The sequence below is a fragment of the Schumannella soli genome (assembly GCF_006517435.1).
GTDB classification, from domain to species: Bacteria; Actinomycetota; Actinomycetes; order Actinomycetales; family Microbacteriaceae; genus Schumannella; species Schumannella soli.
This window is the reverse complement of record NZ_VHQG01000004.1, coordinates 251,823-268,756: the sequence shown is the minus strand read 5'-3', so window position 1 is coordinate 268,756 and position 16,934 is coordinate 251,823. Positions and strand designations below refer to the sequence as shown.

The following is a 16,934-nucleotide window of genomic DNA, read 5'->3' as shown; positions in this document are numbered from 1 at the left end:
GCTAGGGTTGGTGCCGCCGATATCTCTTGATGTCGAACTATCTCTATGTCGAGATACCGGCTGTTCCCCGACGACTCCGACGCGCAAGGAAGAAGCAGCCAGCGTGGATCTTTTCGAGTACCAGGCCCGTGACGTCTTCGAGAAGTACGGGGTTCCCGTACTCCCCGGCATCATCGCCGACACCCCCGCCGAGGTCCGTGCGGCCGCCGAGAAGCTCGGCGGCGTGACGGTCGTCAAGGCGCAGGTCAAGACCGGAGGCCGCGGCAAGGCCGGCGGAGTCAAGGTCGCGAAGACCCCCGACGACGCCGAGGCCGCCGCGAACGACATCCTCGGTCTCGACATCAAGGGCCACGTCGTCAAGCGCGTCATGGTCGCCGCCGGCGCCGACATCAAGCAGGAGTTCTACTTCTCGGTGCTGCTCGACCGAGCCAACCGCTCCTACCTCTCGCTCGCCAGCTACGAGGGCGGCATGGAGATCGAGCAGCTCGCCGAGGAGCGCCCCGAGGCCCTCGCGCGCATCGAGGTCGACCCGGGCACCGGCATCACCCTCGAGAAGGCCACCGAGATCGCCGTCGCCGCGAAGTTCCCCGAGGGGCTCGTCGGCAAGGTGGCCCCCGTCATCGTGAAGCTCTACGAGGTCTACACCGGCGAGGACGCGACGCTCGTCGAGGTCAACCCGCTCGTGCTCACCGGCGCCGGCGACATCGTCGCCCTCGACGGCAAGGTCTCGCTCGACGAGAACGCCGGCTTCCGCCACCCCGAGCACGAGGAGCTCGAGGATAAGGACGCGGCCGACCCGCTCGAGGCCAAGGCCAAGCAGAACGACCTCAACTACGTCAAGCTCGACGGCCAGGTCGGCATCATCGGCAACGGCGCCGGGCTCGTCATGTCGACCCTGGATGTCGTCGCCTACGCGGGCGAGAACCACGGCGGCGTGAAGCCGGCGAACTTCCTCGACATCGGCGGCGGCGCGTCGGCGTCGATCATGGCCGCCGGCCTCGACGTCATCCTCGGCGACGAGCAGGTCAAGAGCGTCTTCGTCAACGTCTTCGGCGGCATCACCTCCTGCGTGGCCGTGGCCGAGGGCATCGTCAAGGCCCTCGAGATCCTCGGCGACGCGGCGACCAAGTCGCTCGTCGTGCGCCTCGACGGCAACCAGGTGGAGGAGGGGCGCGCCATCCTCGCCGCCGCGAACCACCCGCTGGTCACGCTCGCGACCACCATGGACGACGGCGCCGACAAGGCCGCCGAGCTCGCCAACGCCTGATCCGACGACCGAGAAGAACTGAGAGAAGAAGAGAAATGTCGATCTTCCTGAACAAGGACTCGAAGGTCATCGTGCAGGGCATCACCGGCGGCGAGGGCACCAAGCACACCGCCCTGATGCTCAAGGCCGGAACCCAGGTCGTTGGCGGCGTCAACGCCCGCAAGGCCGGCACCACCGTCGAGCACACCGCCGCCGACGGCTCGACCGTCGAGCTGCCCGTCTTCGCGACCGTCGCCGAGGCGATCGCCGCCACCGGCGCCGACGTCTCCATCGCCTTCGTGCCGCCGGCCTTCTCGAAGGGCGCGATCATCGAGGCCATCGACGCCGAGATCCCGCTGCTCGTCGTGATCACCGAGGGCATCCCGGTGCAGGACTCGGCCGAGGCCTGGGCCTACGCCAAGGCGAAGGGCAACAAGACCCGCATCATCGGGCCGAACTGCCCCGGCATCATCACCCCCGGCGAGGCGCTCGTCGGCATCACCCCGGCGAACATCACCGGCAAGGGACCGATCGGCCTCGTGTCGAAGTCGGGCACCCTGACCTACCAGATGATGTACGAGCTGCGTGACCTCGGCTTCTCGACCGCCATCGGCATCGGCGGCGACCCGGTCATCGGCACCACCCACATCGACGCCCTCGCCGCCTTCGAGGCCGACCCCGAGACCAAGGCGATCGTCATGATCGGCGAGATCGGCGGCGACGCCGAGGAGCGCGCGGCCGACTTCATCAAGGCCAACGTGACCAAGCCGGTCGTCGGCTACGTCGCCGGCTTCACCGCCCCCGAAGGCAAGACGATGGGCCACGCCGGCGCGATCGTCTCCGGCTCGGCGGGCACCGCACAGGCGAAGAAGGAGGCCCTCGAGGCCGCCGGCGTCAAGGTCGGCAAGACGCCGAGCGAGACCGCCGCCCTGCTGCGCGAGGTCTACGCCGCGCTGTAAGCCGTGCCCGCGTCGAGCCGTCGCGGCTCGCGCACATGCACGAGGGGCCCGCATCCACCCGGATGCGGGCCCCTCGTCGTCTCGCCGGCGCTGGTCCGCGGAGGGGTCAGCGCAGCTGGCGGTAGTCGTAGCTGAAGATGCCCGAGTAGCGGAAGAACTCGCCGATGAGCGGCGCGGTGAGCCGCACATCCACCCGCTGGTGCACGCCGTCGGGGTCGCTGCGCTCGTCGAGCGTGACCCGGGCGACGCGGGGGAGCGGCAGCCGCACGAGACCGAGACGGATGCCGAGGCCCCGCGAGACCATGTGCAGCCCGCCGTCGACGACGCTGAGCTCGAGGTCGACCTCCAGCCAGCGCGTGCGGCCGAGGCGGTCACGCAGGCGCCCGCGGCGCACCGACATGGTGTCCTCCATGACGCGGCGCACGCCGTCGAAGTCGAAGGTGCGCTGCGCCGAGAGCGTGCCGCGGCGCTCGTCGGCGCGGTTCACGACCGTGAACGCGATCTCGTCGCCGCTCTCGGGGAAGAGGATGCGCTGCCACGCTAGCCAGGTCAGCACCGGTCGCAGCAGGCGGCCGCCGATCCCGACGGCTCCGGCGTGGTCGTAGACGCCGCGCCCGACGCCGACGGCTCCCTCGGGCGGCATGCCGAAGTACCGTCGCAGTCGCAGGTCGAGCAGCGCGAAGTCGTCGCCGAGCACCCGCTGGTACACCGACTCCGCCATGCGCGCCTCCTGGTCTCCGACCCTAGCGCCGGGCCGATCCGCGCTGCTGTCCGCGCCGGCTCAGGACCTTGTTGAATCGCCGATACAGGGCCGCGGAGAGAACGCGGCGCCCGATCGACGCCCCGGTTCGCCCGCGCCCGCCGCGCCCCCGCGGCGGATGCCGGACGCCCGAATACAGTCGGCACGTGACCCGCCGCCTCACCCTGCTGCTCTCCGCGTTCGAGGCGGCCCTCGCGTTCGCGATCGGCATCGCGATCCCGCTCGTTCCGCTGACGATCCTGTGGGCCGCGCAGTACGGTTTCGGACCCGACTGGCTGATCTTCTGGCGCGCGTCGGTCGACAGCTGGCTGATCGGACACGGGGCGGATGTGCGGCTCGCGCTCGATCCGACGACGGCCGCCGCGCTCGGCGCCGGCCCGGAGACCTCGGTGGTCGTGGTCACGATCGCGGCGCTCGGCTTCGCGCTGCTGACGGCGCTGCTGGGGCTGCGCGCCGGTGCGCGGATCTTCGAGACGCACCATCCGATCCTCGGCACTCTCGCCTCGGCCGGGGTCTTCGGCGCCCTGTCGCTGCTGGCCACGCTCTCGGCGCTACACGCGTCGGCGCGCCCGTCGATCTGGCAGGGCGCGCTGCTGCCCACGGTCGCCTTCGCGGTCGGACTGATGCTCGGACTGCTGCGCGAGTGGGCCTGGAACCGCAACGACGAGACGGCCGAGCGAGTGCGTCGACGCGTGCATCGGATGATCCCCGAGCTGCCGCGCATCGTGCTCACCGGGGCTCTGCGGTCGGGGGCGGCTGCCGCGTCGATCACGCTGCTCGTCTCCGCGGCGGCGCTCGCGCTCGCGCTGGTCGTGTCGTACGCGCAGATCATCCGTCTCTACGAGTCGCTGCACCCGGGCGTCGCGGGCAGCGTCGCGCTGACCGCGGGACAGCTGGCGCTGCTGCCGAATCTGATCATCTGGACCGCGTCGTGGTTCGTGGGTCCGGGCTTCGCGATCGGGACGGGGTCCAGCGTGTCGCCGCTGGGCACGAGCCTGGGGCCGATCCCGGCGCTCCCGATCTTCGGCGCGATCCCGGAGGGCTCGTCGGCCTTCGGCTTCGCGGGTCTGCTCGTGCCGATCGTCGCGGGCTTCCTGGCGGGGGCGGCGACGCGGGGCGGACTGCGGCGCGACCTGGGCGAGGAGGGCTCCGGCCGGTGGATGCTCGTCGCCGCGCTGGGCGGCGGCGTCGCCGGCGGGCTCGTCATGGGTCTTCTGGCGTGGGCGTCGGGCGGCGCGGCCGGACCGGGGAGGCTCGTGTCGGTCGGGCCGGATCCGATCGCGGTGGGCGCGGTCTCGGCGATCGAGTTCGCCGTCGCGATCGGCATCGGCTTCGCGGCCGGGCGGCCGCTGCGGCGTCGTGCCGAACTCGACGCCGACGAGGCGGACGCGACGGCGGAGCTGGATGCGCGCACGGCGGCCGAGCGCCGCGGCGCCCTGGTTCCCGAGGGGACGATGAGCGCGGGCGCGGGCGCGGGTCCGACTCCGACGCCCGTCGCGTCGTCGTCGGCCGCAGCGCGGTTCGCGGATCGGCCGCGTCGCGATGCCGCTCCGGCGTCGCCCGAGCCGGCTCCCGAGAAGGTCGGAACCGCATCCGAGCCCGAGCCGATCGTCGTGCACGACGCGGCGGCGCATCGTGACGCGAGCGTCGACATGCACGCCGACACCGGTCCGATCGACACGGTGCGCTCGGGCGCTTCGTTCCTCGACAGCCTCGGCTCGCTGCGCGGCCGCCTGCGTCGTCCGGGCGCCGAACGACGGGCGCGGGTCGACGACGCCGCGCCCGTCGACAGCGCCGACCGCGCCGACAGCGCTGGCGGCGGCGCCGGCGCCCCGTCCGCCCACGCCGGCTCCGTGGCTGCCGGGCAGAGCCGCGACGGGAAGCCGGATGCGCGCGCCGCCGAGGACGACGTCGACACCGGTCCGGTCGACCTGCCGCGCTGAGCAGCCGGACGTCGGCGGCGCCCGTGCCGCGAGACCGCATCCGGGCCGTCGCCGCCGTGGTCGGCGCCCCGGCGCGCGTCCCCTAGTCTTGTCGGGTGCTCCGGCTGGTCGTGCTCATCTCCGGCGGCGGATCGAACCTCCGCGCCCTGCTCGAGGCATCCCAGGACGCCGAGTTCCCCGCGCGCGTCGTCGCCATCGGCGCCGACCGCGACGCCGAGGGGCTCGCGCACGCCGAGGCCTTCGGCATCCCGAGCTTCACGGTGCCGTACGGCGCCTTCCCCGACCGCGATGCCTGGGGCGACGAGCTGCTCGCCCAGGTGCAGCAGTGGCAGCCCGATCTCGTGATCCTGTCGGGCCTCATGCGCCTGGTGCCGCCGCGTTTCGTGCGCGCGCTCACCCCGGCGCTGCTCAACACGCATCCCGCCTACCTGCCCGAGTTCCCCGGCCCGCACGCCGTGCGCGATGCCGTGCGGGCAGGCGCCGAGCAGACCGGGGCCAGCGTGATCGTGGTCGACGACGGCGTCGACTCCGGCCCCATCGTCGCCCAGGAGCGCGTCGCGATCCTGCCCGACGACACCGAAGCCGCGCTGCACGAGCGCATCAAGCCCGTCGAGCGCCGTCTGCTCATCCAGACCGTGCTCGACATCGCCAACGGACATCTCGATCTGAAGGAGCTCGCGTGAGCGGTCCCAGCCACGACCCCGCCGATTACCGCAGCAGGGACATCGTCCCGATCCGTCGCGCGCTGATCTCGGTCAGCGACAAGACCGGACTGCTCGAGCTGGCCGGCGAGCTCGCCGCCGCCGGCATCGAGATCGTGTCGACGGGCTCGACCGCGAAGACCATCGCCGACGCCGGGCACCCGGTCACCGAGGTCTCGAGCGTCACCGGCTTCCCCGAGTCGCTCGACGGCCGGGTGAAGACCCTGCACCCGAGCGTGCACGGCGGTCTGCTGGCCGACCTGCGGCTGGAGTCGCACGAGCGTCAGCTCGACGAGCTCGGCATCCGCCCCTTCGAGCTCGTGGTCGTCAATCTCTACCCCTTCGTCGAGACGGTGCGCTCGGGCGCGGCCGCGAACGACGTGGTCGAGCAGATCGACATCGGCGGCCCGGCGATGGTGCGCGCCTCGGCGAAGAACCACGCGAACGTCGCGATCGTCGTCGCCCCCGACCGCTACGCCGACGTCATCGCCGCCGTGCACGCGGGCGGAACCGACCTGGCGCAGCGCCGCCGCCTCGCCCGCGAGGCCTTCCAGCACACGGCCGCCTACGACGCCGCCGTCGCGAGCTGGTTCGAGGTCGAGGACACCCAGGCGATCGGCCGCGTCGACGGCTTCCCGCTCGAGTTCAGCTACAGCGCCGAGCTGCAGGGCCAGCTGCGCTACGGCGAGAACGCGCACCAGGGCGCCGCGCTCTACACGGTGCCCGCCGAGCGCGGAATCGCCCAGGCCGTGCAGCTGCACGGCAAGGAGATGTCGTACAACAACTACGTCGATGCGGATGCGGCGGTGCGCGCCGCCTACGACCTCGCCGAGCCGGCTGTCGCGATCATCAAGCACGCGAATCCCTGCGGCATCGCCGTCGGCGCGACCATCGCCGCCGCCCACCGCAAGGCGCACGAGTGCGACCCGGTGTCGGCTTTCGGCGGCGTGATCGCCGCGAACCGCCGCATCGATCTGGCGGCGGCCGAGTCGATCAAGGACATCTTCACCGAGGTCGTCGTCGCGCCCGGCTTCGACGATGACGCCCTCGCGGTGCTGTCGACGAAGAAGAACATCCGTCTGCTGACCCTGCCCGAGGGCTTCCAGCGCCCGACGCGCGAGTTCAAGGACATCTCGGGCGGCGTGCTCGTGCAGGACGTCGACGCGCACTTCGCCGACCCGTCCACGTGGACCCTCGCCGCGGGCGAGCCGGCCGACGAGCAGACCCTCGCCGACCTCGCCTTCGCCTGGACGGCGTGCCGCGCGGTCAAGTCGAACGCGATCCTGCTCGCGGCGAACGGCGCCTCGGTCGGCATCGGCATGGGCCAGGTCAACCGCGTGGACTCGTGCAAGCTGGCCGTCGACCGCGCCGGCGACCGCGCCGCGGGCAGCGTCGCCGCCTCGGACGCCTTCTTCCCGTTCAACGACGGCCCGGCCGTGCTGCTCGAGGCGGGCATCCGCGCGATCGTGCAGCCCGGCGGATCGGTGCGCGATCAGGAGACGATCGACGCGGCCGCGGCGGCGGGCGTGACGATGTACTTCACGGGGGAGCGCCACTTCTTCCACTGAGCCGACGGGCCTGACGGCCCGCGACTCGGCACGACGCCGGGGCGGATGCGCGAGCATCCACCCCGGCGTCCGTCGTCTCCAGCCCGCGAACAGGAGACGCGGATCCGGCGAGGAGCGTCAGGCGCCGCAGTTCAGGCGAGGCGGAGCAGGCGCCGCAGCTCAGGCGACGCGCGAGGCGGAGCGGGCGACCAGCTCGTCGACGAGGGACTCGGTGAGCGGCAGTCCCGTCGCGGCTTCGACGTCGAGCCATTCGGCGAGCGGGTCGAGGTCGAGGAAGAGGTGCTCGCCGGCGCGGGTGCGGCGCAGGTCGACGGCGGCGTGGCCGAGCCCGAGGTCGGCGACGAGCGCGATCAGTCCGTCGCGGATGTCGTCGGGCAGGTCGACGGCCCGAGCGCAGTCCGGCACCGCGGGGAACGGTGCATCGGAGTCGGAGGCCGCGGCCGCGCCGAGATCGGCGGCGAGCACGCGGTCTCCGGCGACGAAGGCGCGCACGTCGGAGCCGGGCACGAAGGCGCGCAGCACCAGGTCGGGGCCGCTCTGCTCGACGAGCTCGTCGATCGCCGAGACGCCCACGATGCGGTCCTGCGCGGGCCACTCCGCGTGCGACTTCACGAGCGGACGGCAGATGACGCCGGTGCGCAGGTGCTGCTTCGCGAAGCGGTGCGCGGCGCCCGGGTCGCGGGTGACGATCGTGTGCGGCATGATCAGGCCGGCGCGCCGGGCGGCCGCCCACAGGCGGGTGCGGCGCTGCGCCAGGTCGACGGCGACGGGCTCGTTGGCCCAGGCGATGTCGAGGGCCTCGGCGGTCGAGACCAGCGCTTCGCCGAAGTCGACGGGGGCGCCGGTGAGGCGGGGGTCGTCGGCGCCGAGCAGGGGGATCCAGCTGCGTCGCCACCAGCCCGCGGTGACGCGGGAGACGTCGATCGTCTGGGTGGTGGAGCCGTCGAGGCCGCGCAGCTGCACGGAGCCGGAGGCGCGGATTCCGGGGGCGAAGTCGAGGCCGACGGTGAGCTGGGCGGTCAGGCTGGCGACGTCGATGAGGGCGACCTCGTCGCCGCGGGCACGGAGGCGGTCGGCGACGGCGGCGGCATGACGGTCATCGGGCGGGGCGACGAGCAGGATCACAGGCGGAGCTCTCCTCGGATGCCCACGAGAGGACGAGGGGACCCGTGCGGTTCCCGGCCCGCCGGGGCCGAGCTGGGAACCGCACGGGGGGCGAGACGACTCCTCGCCCCGCTCGGGCGCAGCGCAGGGCGCTTCGGGTTGCGCGTCGAGCGGATCACGGTGTCGGAGTCGGCATCGGTCGCGGGGCTGCCGACCGACACGCCGACGGGGGCGGTGAGCTTCGCGATGTGGGACGACATCCGCTCTACCCCCGTTCCGTCGCTGGGAGCGCTTGCTCCGAGCCACAATCTGGCGGAACGGTCTGTCCAGTTCATCGGGGGAAGCCCTGATTAGGTATCCTCAACCTGTCCCGAGGGGAGATCGGGACGCTCGGGCGGAGCCCCGCCGCCCATCGGAGGTCGGGTTGCTATGACCGACGCAACACCTGGAACGCGACTGCGCGCAGCGGTCGCCGATGACGCGATGCTGTTGCGCGAAGGCATCGGCAAGGTGCTCGCCGACGGCGGAGTCGACGTCGTCGTCTCGGTCGGCTCGGGCGAGGAGCTCGTCGCGGCCGTCGAGTCGGGCGGGATCGACGTGGCGGTGCTCGACATCCGCATGCCGCCGAAGTTCCGCGACGAGGGCATCGTCGCCCTCGAGACCCTGCGTCGGCAGGGTTCACGCATCGGCGTGCTGCTGCTGTCGATGTACGCGACGCCCGAGTACGCGATGCGTGCGCTGGATGCCGGCGCCGGCACCGGCTACCTGCTGAAGGAGCGCGTCTCCGAGCCGCACACGCTCGTCGCCGCCGTCACGACGGTGTCGCGCGGCGGCTCGGTCGTCGACCCGGAGGTCGTGGCGCAGCTCATGAACCGGCCGCGCGCCGACGGCCCGCTGTCGACGCTGACAGCACGTGAGCTGTCCGTGCTCGAGGCGATGGCCCAGGGCAACTCGAACGCGGGCATCTCGCGTCAGCTGTTCCTCGGCGTCAAGACGGTCGAGACGCACGTGCGCAACATCATGCAGAAGCTCGGCCTCGACGACTCGCCCGACAACCACCGTCGGGTGCTGGCGGTGCTCGCCTTCCTCGGGTCGCGATGAACGCGGCGGCGGCGGCCGCGCGCTCCGTCCACCCGCGGCCGCTCGACGTGCGCCCGACGCCGCCGCGCCGCCTCGGTGTCGGCCGCTCGATCGCCTGGGGCGTGTTCATCGCCGCCGGCCCGCTGCTCAACCTGGTCATGCAGGTGCTCGGCTGGCAGTCGACGCCGCCCCTCGACCGCCCCGATGTCTCGTGGGTGACGCTGCACGCCGCGGTGCCGTTCGTCTTCGCGTTCTCGGCCATGGTCGGACTGCAGCTCGGCGAGCGGCGGCTGCCGATCGTCATGATGGCGCTGTTCCCCTACTTCTGGATCCCGCAGACCTTCTTCGCGGTGGTCGCCTACTTCGGCTACGTCTGGCCGATCCTGCGCAGCATCGACCTGATCTGGGCGCTGCTGCTCGGTCTAATCGCGCTCGCCTATCCGCGGGGCCGCTACGTCGGCGTCGTCGACTGGGCGGTCGTCGGCTTCGGCGTGAGCGTCTCGGTCGTGCGGGCCGTGGTCGTGCTGATCGCCGACAAGACCGAGAACCGCGACTGCCTGTGCGTGAGCAACGCCTACGCTCTCGTCGGCGACCAGAGCACCTTCACGACGGTCGACACGATCTACCGCGTGATCGGTGCGGTCATCGTGCTGTTCGTCGCGACCCGGCTGCTCTGGCAGTGGAGCCGCGGCAGCCAGCCGACCCGCAGCGTCGCCTTCGTGATGCCGATCGGCCTCTTCGCGTGGACGGCCGCGCTCGTCGCCGAGGCGATCAGCTACGCGATGCACAGCGCTGCGAAGGGCGCCTTCGTCGTCGCGATCACGGGAGACGGATCCGTCGCGGTCGTCTCGCTGTTCGCGGTCGCGTCGGTGCCGATCTGCTACATCGCCGGCAGTGTGCACCTGCGCAACACCCGCGGCCGCGTCGCCGACCTCATGATGATCACCCGCGACGGCGTCGACCGCGCGGCCTGGCGCGAGTCGCTCGCGACGGTGCTGCGCGATCCGGGCGTCGAGGTGTTCTGGTGGGATCAGCGCACGGGCGGCTGGATCGACGACGCCGGCGCCCCGGTCGAGGTCGACCTGGATGTGGCCGAGCCGACGAGCACGCTGCTGCCGATCTCCGGCGACGGGGGCACCCCGATCGCCGTGATCCGTCACGACCGCGCCCTCGCCGAGAACGAGCGGCTGCTCGACGGCGTCTCGGCCGCCCTGCGCCTCAGCGTCGACAACCGCGCGCTGCGCAGCGAGGTCGAGCTCACGCTCTCGCAGGTGCGCGAGTCGCGTCAGCGCATCGTCGAGGCCGGCGACGAGGCGCGCAAGCGGCTCGAGCGCGACCTGCACGACGGCTCGCAGCAGCAGCTCGTCGCGCTCGCCATGGAGCTGCGCACGCTCGTCTCCGCCGCCCGTGCGGAGGGCGCGCACGAGCTGGCGCAGAGGCTCGAGGAGACGCTCGGCCGGCTGTCGTCGGCGCTGAAGGAGCTGCGCGAACTGGCCCGCGGCATCCACCCGACCGTGCTGGTCGAGGGCGGGCTCGCCCTCGCGCTGCCCGAGCTCGCGTCGCGCTGCCCGGTTCCGACCGAGGTCGACGTGCTCGTCGACGAGCGCCCGGCCGAGCTGGTCGAGGCGACGGTGTACTTCGTCGCCTCGGAGTGCCTGGCCAACATCGCCCGGCACTCGGGAGCCCGGCGCGCGTGGGTGCGCCTGCACCTCGAGAGCGACGACACCCGCGATGTCGTCGGCGACGGCGAGGCCGGATCGCTCGTGCTGACGGTGCGCGACAACGGTCGAGGGGGAGCGTCACTGGATGCCGGCACCGGCATCCGCGGCCTAGTCGACCGGGTCGAGGCTCTCGGCGGTGAGCTCGAGCTCGCGAGCGACGTCGGCACGGGCACGACCGTGACGGTGCGGCTGCCGGCCGTTCCCGCACAGCGCGACTGATCGGCCGGACTGTTCGGCCGGACTGATCGGCTCTTGCGCGGATTCACAGCCCGGGGATAGGTTGTAAGGCTCGCGCGGGGTCACCCCGCGGGCTGCGGACGCGACGAGGAGGCGACATGGACACCACGACCATCACGCGAATCGAGGGCGTCCGCCTCTCCCCGGTCGGTTCCGTCGTGCACGCCGTGCGCGCCGCGAAGCGGCCGTAGCGGCGGCACCCCCAGCCCCATCTCGGCGGGCCCCGGTCTCACCGGCCGCCCGCAGCATCCACACCACCACCATCTCCGCTCCGGCGTCTCCGTGCGCCGAAACGACCCTGGATGACGCATGCGCTCCACCACGTCCCCCGACCGTCCTCGACCGCGTGAGCATCGCGCCGGCACCGTCGCCACGCTCGCCAAGATCTACCCCTTCGTGAAGCCGGCGCTCGGCCGGCTGATCCTCGGCGCCGTCGCGGCGCTGCTCGCGGGCCTCGTGTCGCTGGCGATCCCGGTGATCCTGCAGAACCTCGTCGACGGTCCGCTGCGCTCCCGTGACGGCGCGCAGATCTGGCCCGCCGTCATCCTCGTGCTGCTGCTCGGCGCCGGCGAGGCGGTGTTCATCGCGCTGCGTCGCTGGTTCGTGCTCACCCCGGGCACGCACGTCGAGGCGAGCATGCGCAACGCCTTCTACGCGAAGCTGCAGGACCTGCCGGTCGCCTTCCACGACCGCTGGGCGAGCGGGCAGCTGCTGTCGCGCGCGATGAGCGACCTCGGGCTGATCCGCCGCTGGCTGTCGTTCGGCATCGTGCTGCTCGTGGTCAACGTGATCACGATCGTCGTCGGATTCGTGGTGCTGTTCTTCTGGAGCTGGCAGCTCGGTCTGCTGTTCCTGATCTGCTCGATCCCGCTCTGGATCTACGGCTACGTCTTCGAGCAGAAGTACTCGGTCGTCGCCCGCCGCAGCCAGGACCAGCAGGGCGACCTGGCGACCGCCGTCGAGGAGAGCGTGCACGGCATCCGCGTGCTCAAGGCCTTCGGCCGCGGTCGGCACTCGCTCGAGAAGTTCGCCCGTCAGGCCGAGGAGCTGCGCGGAACCGAGATCGAGAAGGCGCAGGCGATCGCCGGCATCTGGCTCTGGCTGCTGCTGGTGCCCGATGTCGCCTTCGCGCTGAGCCTGCTCGGCGGGGTGCTGCTGGCGGCGAACGACGTGCTCACGGTCGGGCAGCTGTTCGCGTTCTTCGCGACGGCGACCGTGCTGCGCTTCCCGATCGAGTCGATCGGCTTCCTGCTGTCGATGACCTTCGACACCCGCACGGCCGTCGACCGGCTCTACGAGGTGCTCGACTCGGAGAACGCGATCACCGATCCGGCCGAGCCGGCGACGGTTCAGGATGCGAAGGGGCGCCTCGTCTTCGACGACGTGCACTTCCGGTACCAGGACTCGCCGCAGCAGTTCCCCGACCTGCTCAACGGCATCCAGCTCGAGGTCCGCCCCGGCGAGACCATGGCGCTGGTCGGGCTCACCGGCTCGGGCAAGACGACTCTGACCGCGCTCACGACGCGCCTCTACGACGTGACCGGCGGCGCGGTGCGCCTCGACGGCGTGGATGTGCGCGACCTCACCCGCGAGGATCTGCGCCGTCACATCGCGATGGCCTTCGAGGACGCGACGCTGTTCTCGGCGTCGGTGCGCGAGAACGTGCTGCTCGGCCGGCCCGAGCTCGCGGATCCGAGCCAGGCCGTCGAGGCCGAGCGCGTCATGCGCGAGGCCCTGGATGTGGCGCAGGCGTCGTTCGTCGACGAGCTGCCCGAGGGCGTCGACACGAAGGTCGGCGAGGAGGGGCTCAGCCTCTCCGGCGGTCAGCGGCAGCGCCTCGCGCTCGCCCGTGCCGTCGCCGCCCGCCCGGAGGTGCTCGTGCTCGACGACCCGCTGTCGGCGCTCGACGTCGACACCGAGGCGCGGGTTGAGGCGGGGCTGCGCCGCGTGCTCAGCGACACGACCGCGCTGATCGTGGCGCACCGTCCGTCGACCGTCACCCTCGCCGACCGGGTCGCGCTGCTCGAGAACGGGCGCGTGACCGATGTGGGCGAGCACAGCGAGCTGCTGGCCCGCAACGAGCACTACCGCTTCGTCATCTCGTCGCTCGACGAGGAGGAGGAAGCGCGACAGAAGCACACCCAGACCGGAACGCTCGACATCATCCCCGACGAGGGATCGTTCGAGCGGGATGCGGTCGCCGCAGCCGAGGAGGGACGCGAATGAGCATCTCGGGCGTCGCGGGCGAAGAGCGCTCCGACTACACCAAAGACGAGAGCCGGGCGATCCGGCAGCGCTCGCTGCGCCTGCTCGGCTCGCTGCTGAAGCCGCTGCGCGCGAAGCTCGTGCTGACGGCGGCGGTCATCGTCGTCTCCACCGGCCTGCAGGTCGCGGGGCCGGCGCTGATCGCCTTCGGCATCGATCAGGGCCTGCCCGCGCTGATGAAGGCCTCCGACTGGTTTCCGCTGGGCGCCGCGGTCGGCGGCTACTTGATCGCGGGCATCGCCGGCGCGGTGCTGATCGCGCAGTACACGGTGCTGTCGGCGCGCATCAGCCAGGCCATCCTGTTCGACCTGCGCAAGCGGGTGTACGTGCACGCGCAGCGGCTGAGTCTCGAGTTCCACGAGACCTACACCTCCGGCCGCATCATCGCCCGTCAGACGAGCGACCTGGATGCGATCCGCGAGCTGCTCGACTCGGGCATCAACGGCCTCGTGCGCGGCGTGCTCTACATGGTGTTCATCGCGATCGCGCTGGTGTCGCTCGACCCGTTCAGCGGGCTCGTGCTGGCCGCCTCGCTCGTGCCGCTGTGGTTCCTGGTGCGCTGGTTCCAGAAGAGCTCGCAGAACCTGTTCCGCCGCACCCGCGTCGCCTCGGCGGCCGTGATCGTGCACTTCGTGGAGTCGATGACCGGCATCCGGGCCGTCAAGGCCTTCCGCAAGGAGAAGCGCAACGAGAAGGAGTTCGGCGAGCACGTCGAGGAGTACCGCGACGCCAATGCGAAGGTCATCCAGCTGTTCGGGATCTTCGACCCCGGCCTGATCCTCATCGGCAACGTGACCGTCGCGGTCGTGCTGCTGGTGGGCGGCTTCCGGGTGATCGGCGGCGGGCTCGAGATCGGCGCCCTGCTGGCCGTGGTGCTGTACACGCGCCGCTTCTTCGACCCGATGGAGGAGATGGCGATGTTCTACAACTCCTACCAGTCGGCCGCGTCGGCGCTGGAGAAGATCTCGGGCGTGCTCGAGGAGAAGCCGAGCGTGCCGGACCCCGTCAAGCCCGTACACGTCGCGCACTCGACGGGAGCCGTGCGCTTCGATGACGTCACCTTCGCCTACAAGGGCGACCGGGTGGTGCTGCCGGAGTTCTCGCTCGACATCCCCTCGGGCCAGACGATCGCGCTGGTCGGCTCGACCGGTGCGGGCAAGTCGACGCTCGCGAAGCTCATCTCGCGCTTCTACGACCCGAGCAAGGGGGCGGTGACGCTCGACGGCGTCGACCTGCGGGAGCTGGATGCGCAGGACCTGCGCCGCGCGATCGTCATGGTCACGCAGGAGGCGTACCTGTTCTCGGGCTCGGTCGGCGAGAACATCGCGCTGGGCAAGCCGGGCGCGAGCTTCGACGAGATCCGCCGGGCCGCGCAGGCGGTCGGCGCGCACGAGTTCATCATGTCGATGCCCGACGGCTACGACACCGACGTCAACAAGCGCGGCGGGCGCGTCTCGGCGGGGCAGCGGCAGCTGATCTCGTTCGCGCGCGCCTTCCTGGCGGACCCGGCGGTGCTCATCCTGGATGAGGCGACCGCCTCGCTCGACATCCCCTCGGAGCGCCTCGTGCAGGAGGGGCTCACGACCCTCCTCGCCGACCGCACCGCGGTGATCATCGCGCATCGCCTGTCGACGGTCGCGATCGCCGACCGGGTGCTCGTGATGGAGCACGGTCGCATCGTCGAGGACGGCAGCCCCGAGCAGCTGATCACGGGCACGGGGCGCTTCGCCCAACTGCACGCGGCCTGGCGCGACTCGCTGGTCTGAGTCGGCTCGCGCTGACACGAGGGGCCCGCATCCGGAGACGGATGCGGGCCCCTCGTGGATCGTCGCGGCGCTCAGCCTTCCGCCATGGCCAGCGCCTCCTCGGCGCGCTCGGGGCTGCCCTCGGCGAGGCCGCGGTCGATGGCGCGGCGCGAGGCCAGCCACATACCTCCGCCGATGAGGAAGACGAGGATCTCGCTCACCGTCAGCGACCAGATGATGCCGGCCAGGCCGAACCACCAGTTGCCGAGCAGCACGATCGGGATGAACAGCACGCCCTGCGCCATCGAGATCACGATCGCCGGCACCGAGCGCCCAGTCGCCTGGAACAGCGAGGTCATGAGGCCCGTCAAGCCGTTCACGATGGCCGCGACGAGCTGCGCCGTCAGGATCGTGAGGCCGATGCCGAGCACTGCGTGGTCGTCGGAGAAGAGCTCGAACACCGGCTCGCGGAAGACGAACACGACCGTCGAGAACACCAGCACGATCACGCCGACCGCGACGGCCGCCGCCTTCAGCGCCGAGTTGAGGCGCTCGCGGTCGCCCTTGCCGTAGGCGTAGGCGAGCAGCGGCAGCACGCCGATCGTGATGCCCATCACGAGGAACTCCGGCAGCTGCGCGATGCGCACCGCGACGCCCATGGCCGCGAGCGGGCCATCACCGTAGGCGACGGCGAGGTTGTTCAGCACGAGCGAGGTCACGATGAGGAACGACGACTGCAGCAGCTCGCTCACCCCCACGCCGAAGATCGGCTTGAGGATGCTGCCGCGCAGCGTGAACCAGCGCGGCGAGAGGCTGACGAACTCGCTGTTCCGCTGCAGCCAGGCGCCGTAGTAGATCACCGCGATGACGTTCGACAGGCCCATTGCGAGCGCCGCGCCGGCGACGCCCCAGTGCAGCACCAGGATGAACAGCACGTCGAAGACGAGGTTGCCGACGGTCGAGAGGATCAGGCCGATCATCGACTGCCGGGCGGCGCCCTCGGCGCGCACCAGCTGCTCGAGGCAGAAGGTGAGCGCCAGCACTGGCACGAAGGCGAGCATGACCGCGACGTACGACGCGGTGGCGGCGTACGCCGCGGCATCCGCCCCGAGCAGGCCGACGAGCGGGTTCAGCAGCAGCAGGCCCGCGACGCCGAAGACGGCGCCGGCGATGACCGAGCCCCAGACGGCGACCGCGGAGGCGTGCTTGATCTCGTCTGCCTCGGCCGGGTTCTTCTCGGCCGCGCCGAGCAGGCGCGAGATGAGCGCGCCGCCGCCGACGCCGAAGACGCCGCCGACCGCCATGACGAGGCCGAGCAGCGGGGTGCCGAAGGTGATCGCCGCGAGCAGGGCGGTGTCGTGCAGTGAGCCGATGAAGCCGGCGTTGATGACGTTGTAGACGGCGCCGACGATCATGCCGGCGGCCATGGGGGCGCAGAGGCGGATGAGGGCGCGCACGATCGGCGCGGCCGACAGGTACCAGCGGTTCGAGCCGACGGCGCCGGCGGAGGACGGGGTGGTGGACTCCGCTGCGGTGGATGCCGCGGTGGCGGCGGGTTCTGAGGTGCTCATGGTGGTTCTCCTTCCGGGCACGCCGAGGGCATGC

At 71.6% G+C, this 16,934-nt stretch carries 12 protein-coding genes; 9 read left to right on the top strand and 3 right to left on the bottom strand.

Translation table 11 applies throughout. The features are described from left to right. Positions 1-103 precede the first annotated feature (103 nt). Positions 104-1,267, top strand: a complete 1,164-nt coding sequence (gene sucC, locus FJ657_RS13995) for an ADP-forming succinate--CoA ligase subunit beta (RefSeq protein WP_141164328.1) — start codon at positions 104-106, stop codon at positions 1,265-1,267. A 35-nt stretch (positions 1,268-1,302) separates the two neighbouring features. Then, positions 1,303-2,205 (top strand): succinate--CoA ligase subunit alpha, encoded by a 903-nt coding sequence (gene sucD, locus FJ657_RS13990; RefSeq protein WP_141164327.1) that lies wholly within the window; start codon positions 1,303-1,305, stop codon positions 2,203-2,205. A 106-nt stretch (positions 2,206-2,311) separates the two neighbouring features. On the opposite strand, the gene FJ657_RS13985 is transcribed toward sucD, so the two are convergent. Next, positions 2,312-2,926: a DUF4166 domain-containing protein gene (locus FJ657_RS13985; protein ID WP_141164326.1), complete on the bottom strand. Its 615-nt coding sequence runs from the start codon at positions 2,924-2,926 to the stop codon at positions 2,312-2,314. A 185-nt stretch (positions 2,927-3,111) separates the two neighbouring features. On the opposite strand from FJ657_RS13985, the gene FJ657_RS13980 reads away from it, so the two are divergent. The 3 genes from FJ657_RS13980 to purH all read left to right on the top strand — a co-directional run bounded on the left by FJ657_RS13980 (position 3,112) and on the right by purH (position 7,177). Then, positions 3,112-4,908 (top strand): cell division protein PerM, encoded by a 1,797-nt coding sequence (locus FJ657_RS13980; RefSeq protein WP_181408986.1) that lies wholly within the window; start codon positions 3,112-3,114, stop codon positions 4,906-4,908. A 95-nt stretch (positions 4,909-5,003) separates the two neighbouring features. Further along, on the top strand, positions 5,004-5,591 hold the full coding sequence (purN, locus tag FJ657_RS13975; RefSeq protein WP_141164325.1) for a phosphoribosylglycinamide formyltransferase: 588 nt from the start codon (positions 5,004-5,006) through the stop codon (positions 5,589-5,591). Continuing rightward, a complete protein-coding gene (gene purH / locus FJ657_RS13970) occupies positions 5,588-7,177 on the top strand; it encodes a bifunctional phosphoribosylaminoimidazolecarboxamide formyltransferase/IMP cyclohydrolase (protein ID WP_141164324.1) in 1,590 nt (529 codons plus the stop codon). Before purN ends, purH begins: the two co-directional genes overlap by 4 nt. A 159-nt stretch (positions 7,178-7,336) precedes the next feature. Here purH and FJ657_RS13965 read toward each other — a convergent pair whose 3' ends face one another. Then, positions 7,337-8,302 (bottom strand): ATP-grasp domain-containing protein, encoded by a 966-nt coding sequence (locus FJ657_RS13965; RefSeq protein ID WP_141164323.1) that lies wholly within the window; start codon positions 8,300-8,302, stop codon positions 7,337-7,339. 408 nt (positions 8,303-8,710) lie between these two features. On the opposite strand from FJ657_RS13965, the gene FJ657_RS13960 reads away from it, so the two are divergent. From FJ657_RS13960 to FJ657_RS13945, 4 genes are all read left to right on the top strand, one after another. Then, positions 8,711-9,382, top strand: coding sequence for a LuxR C-terminal-related transcriptional regulator (locus FJ657_RS13960; protein ID WP_255447353.1), 672 nt, complete (start codon positions 8,711-8,713; stop codon positions 9,380-9,382). Then, entirely contained in the window at positions 9,379-11,301 is a 1,923-nt protein-coding gene (locus FJ657_RS13955; RefSeq protein ID WP_141164322.1) for a sensor histidine kinase, read from the top strand. Before FJ657_RS13960 ends, FJ657_RS13955 begins: the two co-directional genes overlap by 4 nt. A gap of 327 nt (positions 11,302-11,628) precedes the next feature. Next, the gene (locus tag FJ657_RS13950; protein ID WP_141164321.1) at positions 11,629-13,545 is read left to right on the top strand and encodes an ABC transporter ATP-binding protein; all 1,917 of its coding nucleotides are present in this window, start codon (positions 11,629-11,631) and stop codon (positions 13,543-13,545) included. Beyond that, positions 13,542-15,350: an ABC transporter ATP-binding protein gene (locus FJ657_RS13945; protein ID WP_141164320.1), complete on the top strand. Its 1,809-nt coding sequence runs from the start codon at positions 13,542-13,544 to the stop codon at positions 15,348-15,350. The genes FJ657_RS13950 and FJ657_RS13945 overlap by 4 nt, the downstream gene beginning before the upstream one ends. Before the next feature lie 71 nt (positions 15,351-15,421). Here the strand turns inward: FJ657_RS13945 and FJ657_RS13940 are convergent, their stop codons facing one another. Further along, the gene (locus FJ657_RS13940) at positions 15,422-16,900 is read right to left on the bottom strand and encodes an MATE family efflux transporter (protein WP_141164319.1); all 1,479 of its coding nucleotides are present in this window, start codon (positions 16,898-16,900) and stop codon (positions 15,422-15,424) included. Positions 16,901-16,934 lie beyond the last annotated feature (34 nt).

What these genes read in the sequence shown, in the direction of transcription:
- FJ657_RS13950 (WP_141164321.1), top strand. Translation starts at nt 11,629, where the DNA reads ATGCGCTCCACCACGTCCCCCGACCGTCCTCGACCGCGTGAGCATCGC.
- FJ657_RS13955 (WP_141164322.1), top strand. Translation starts at nt 9,379, where the DNA reads ATGAACGCGGCGGCGGCGGCCGCGCGCTCCGTCCACCCGCGGCCGCTC.
- sucD (WP_141164327.1), top strand. Translation starts at nt 1,303, where the DNA reads ATGTCGATCTTCCTGAACAAGGACTCGAAGGTCATCGTGCAGGGCATC.
- FJ657_RS13940 (WP_141164319.1), bottom strand. Translation starts at nt 16,900, where the DNA reads ATGAGCACCTCAGAACCCGCCGCCACCGCGGCATCCACCGCAGCGGAG.
- FJ657_RS13945 (WP_141164320.1), top strand. Translation starts at nt 13,542, where the DNA reads ATGAGCATCTCGGGCGTCGCGGGCGAAGAGCGCTCCGACTACACCAAA.
- FJ657_RS13985 (WP_141164326.1), bottom strand. Translation starts at nt 2,926, where the DNA reads ATGGCGGAGTCGGTGTACCAGCGGGTGCTCGGCGACGACTTCGCGCTG.
- FJ657_RS13960 (WP_255447353.1), top strand. Translation starts at nt 8,711, where the DNA reads ATGACCGACGCAACACCTGGAACGCGACTGCGCGCAGCGGTCGCCGAT.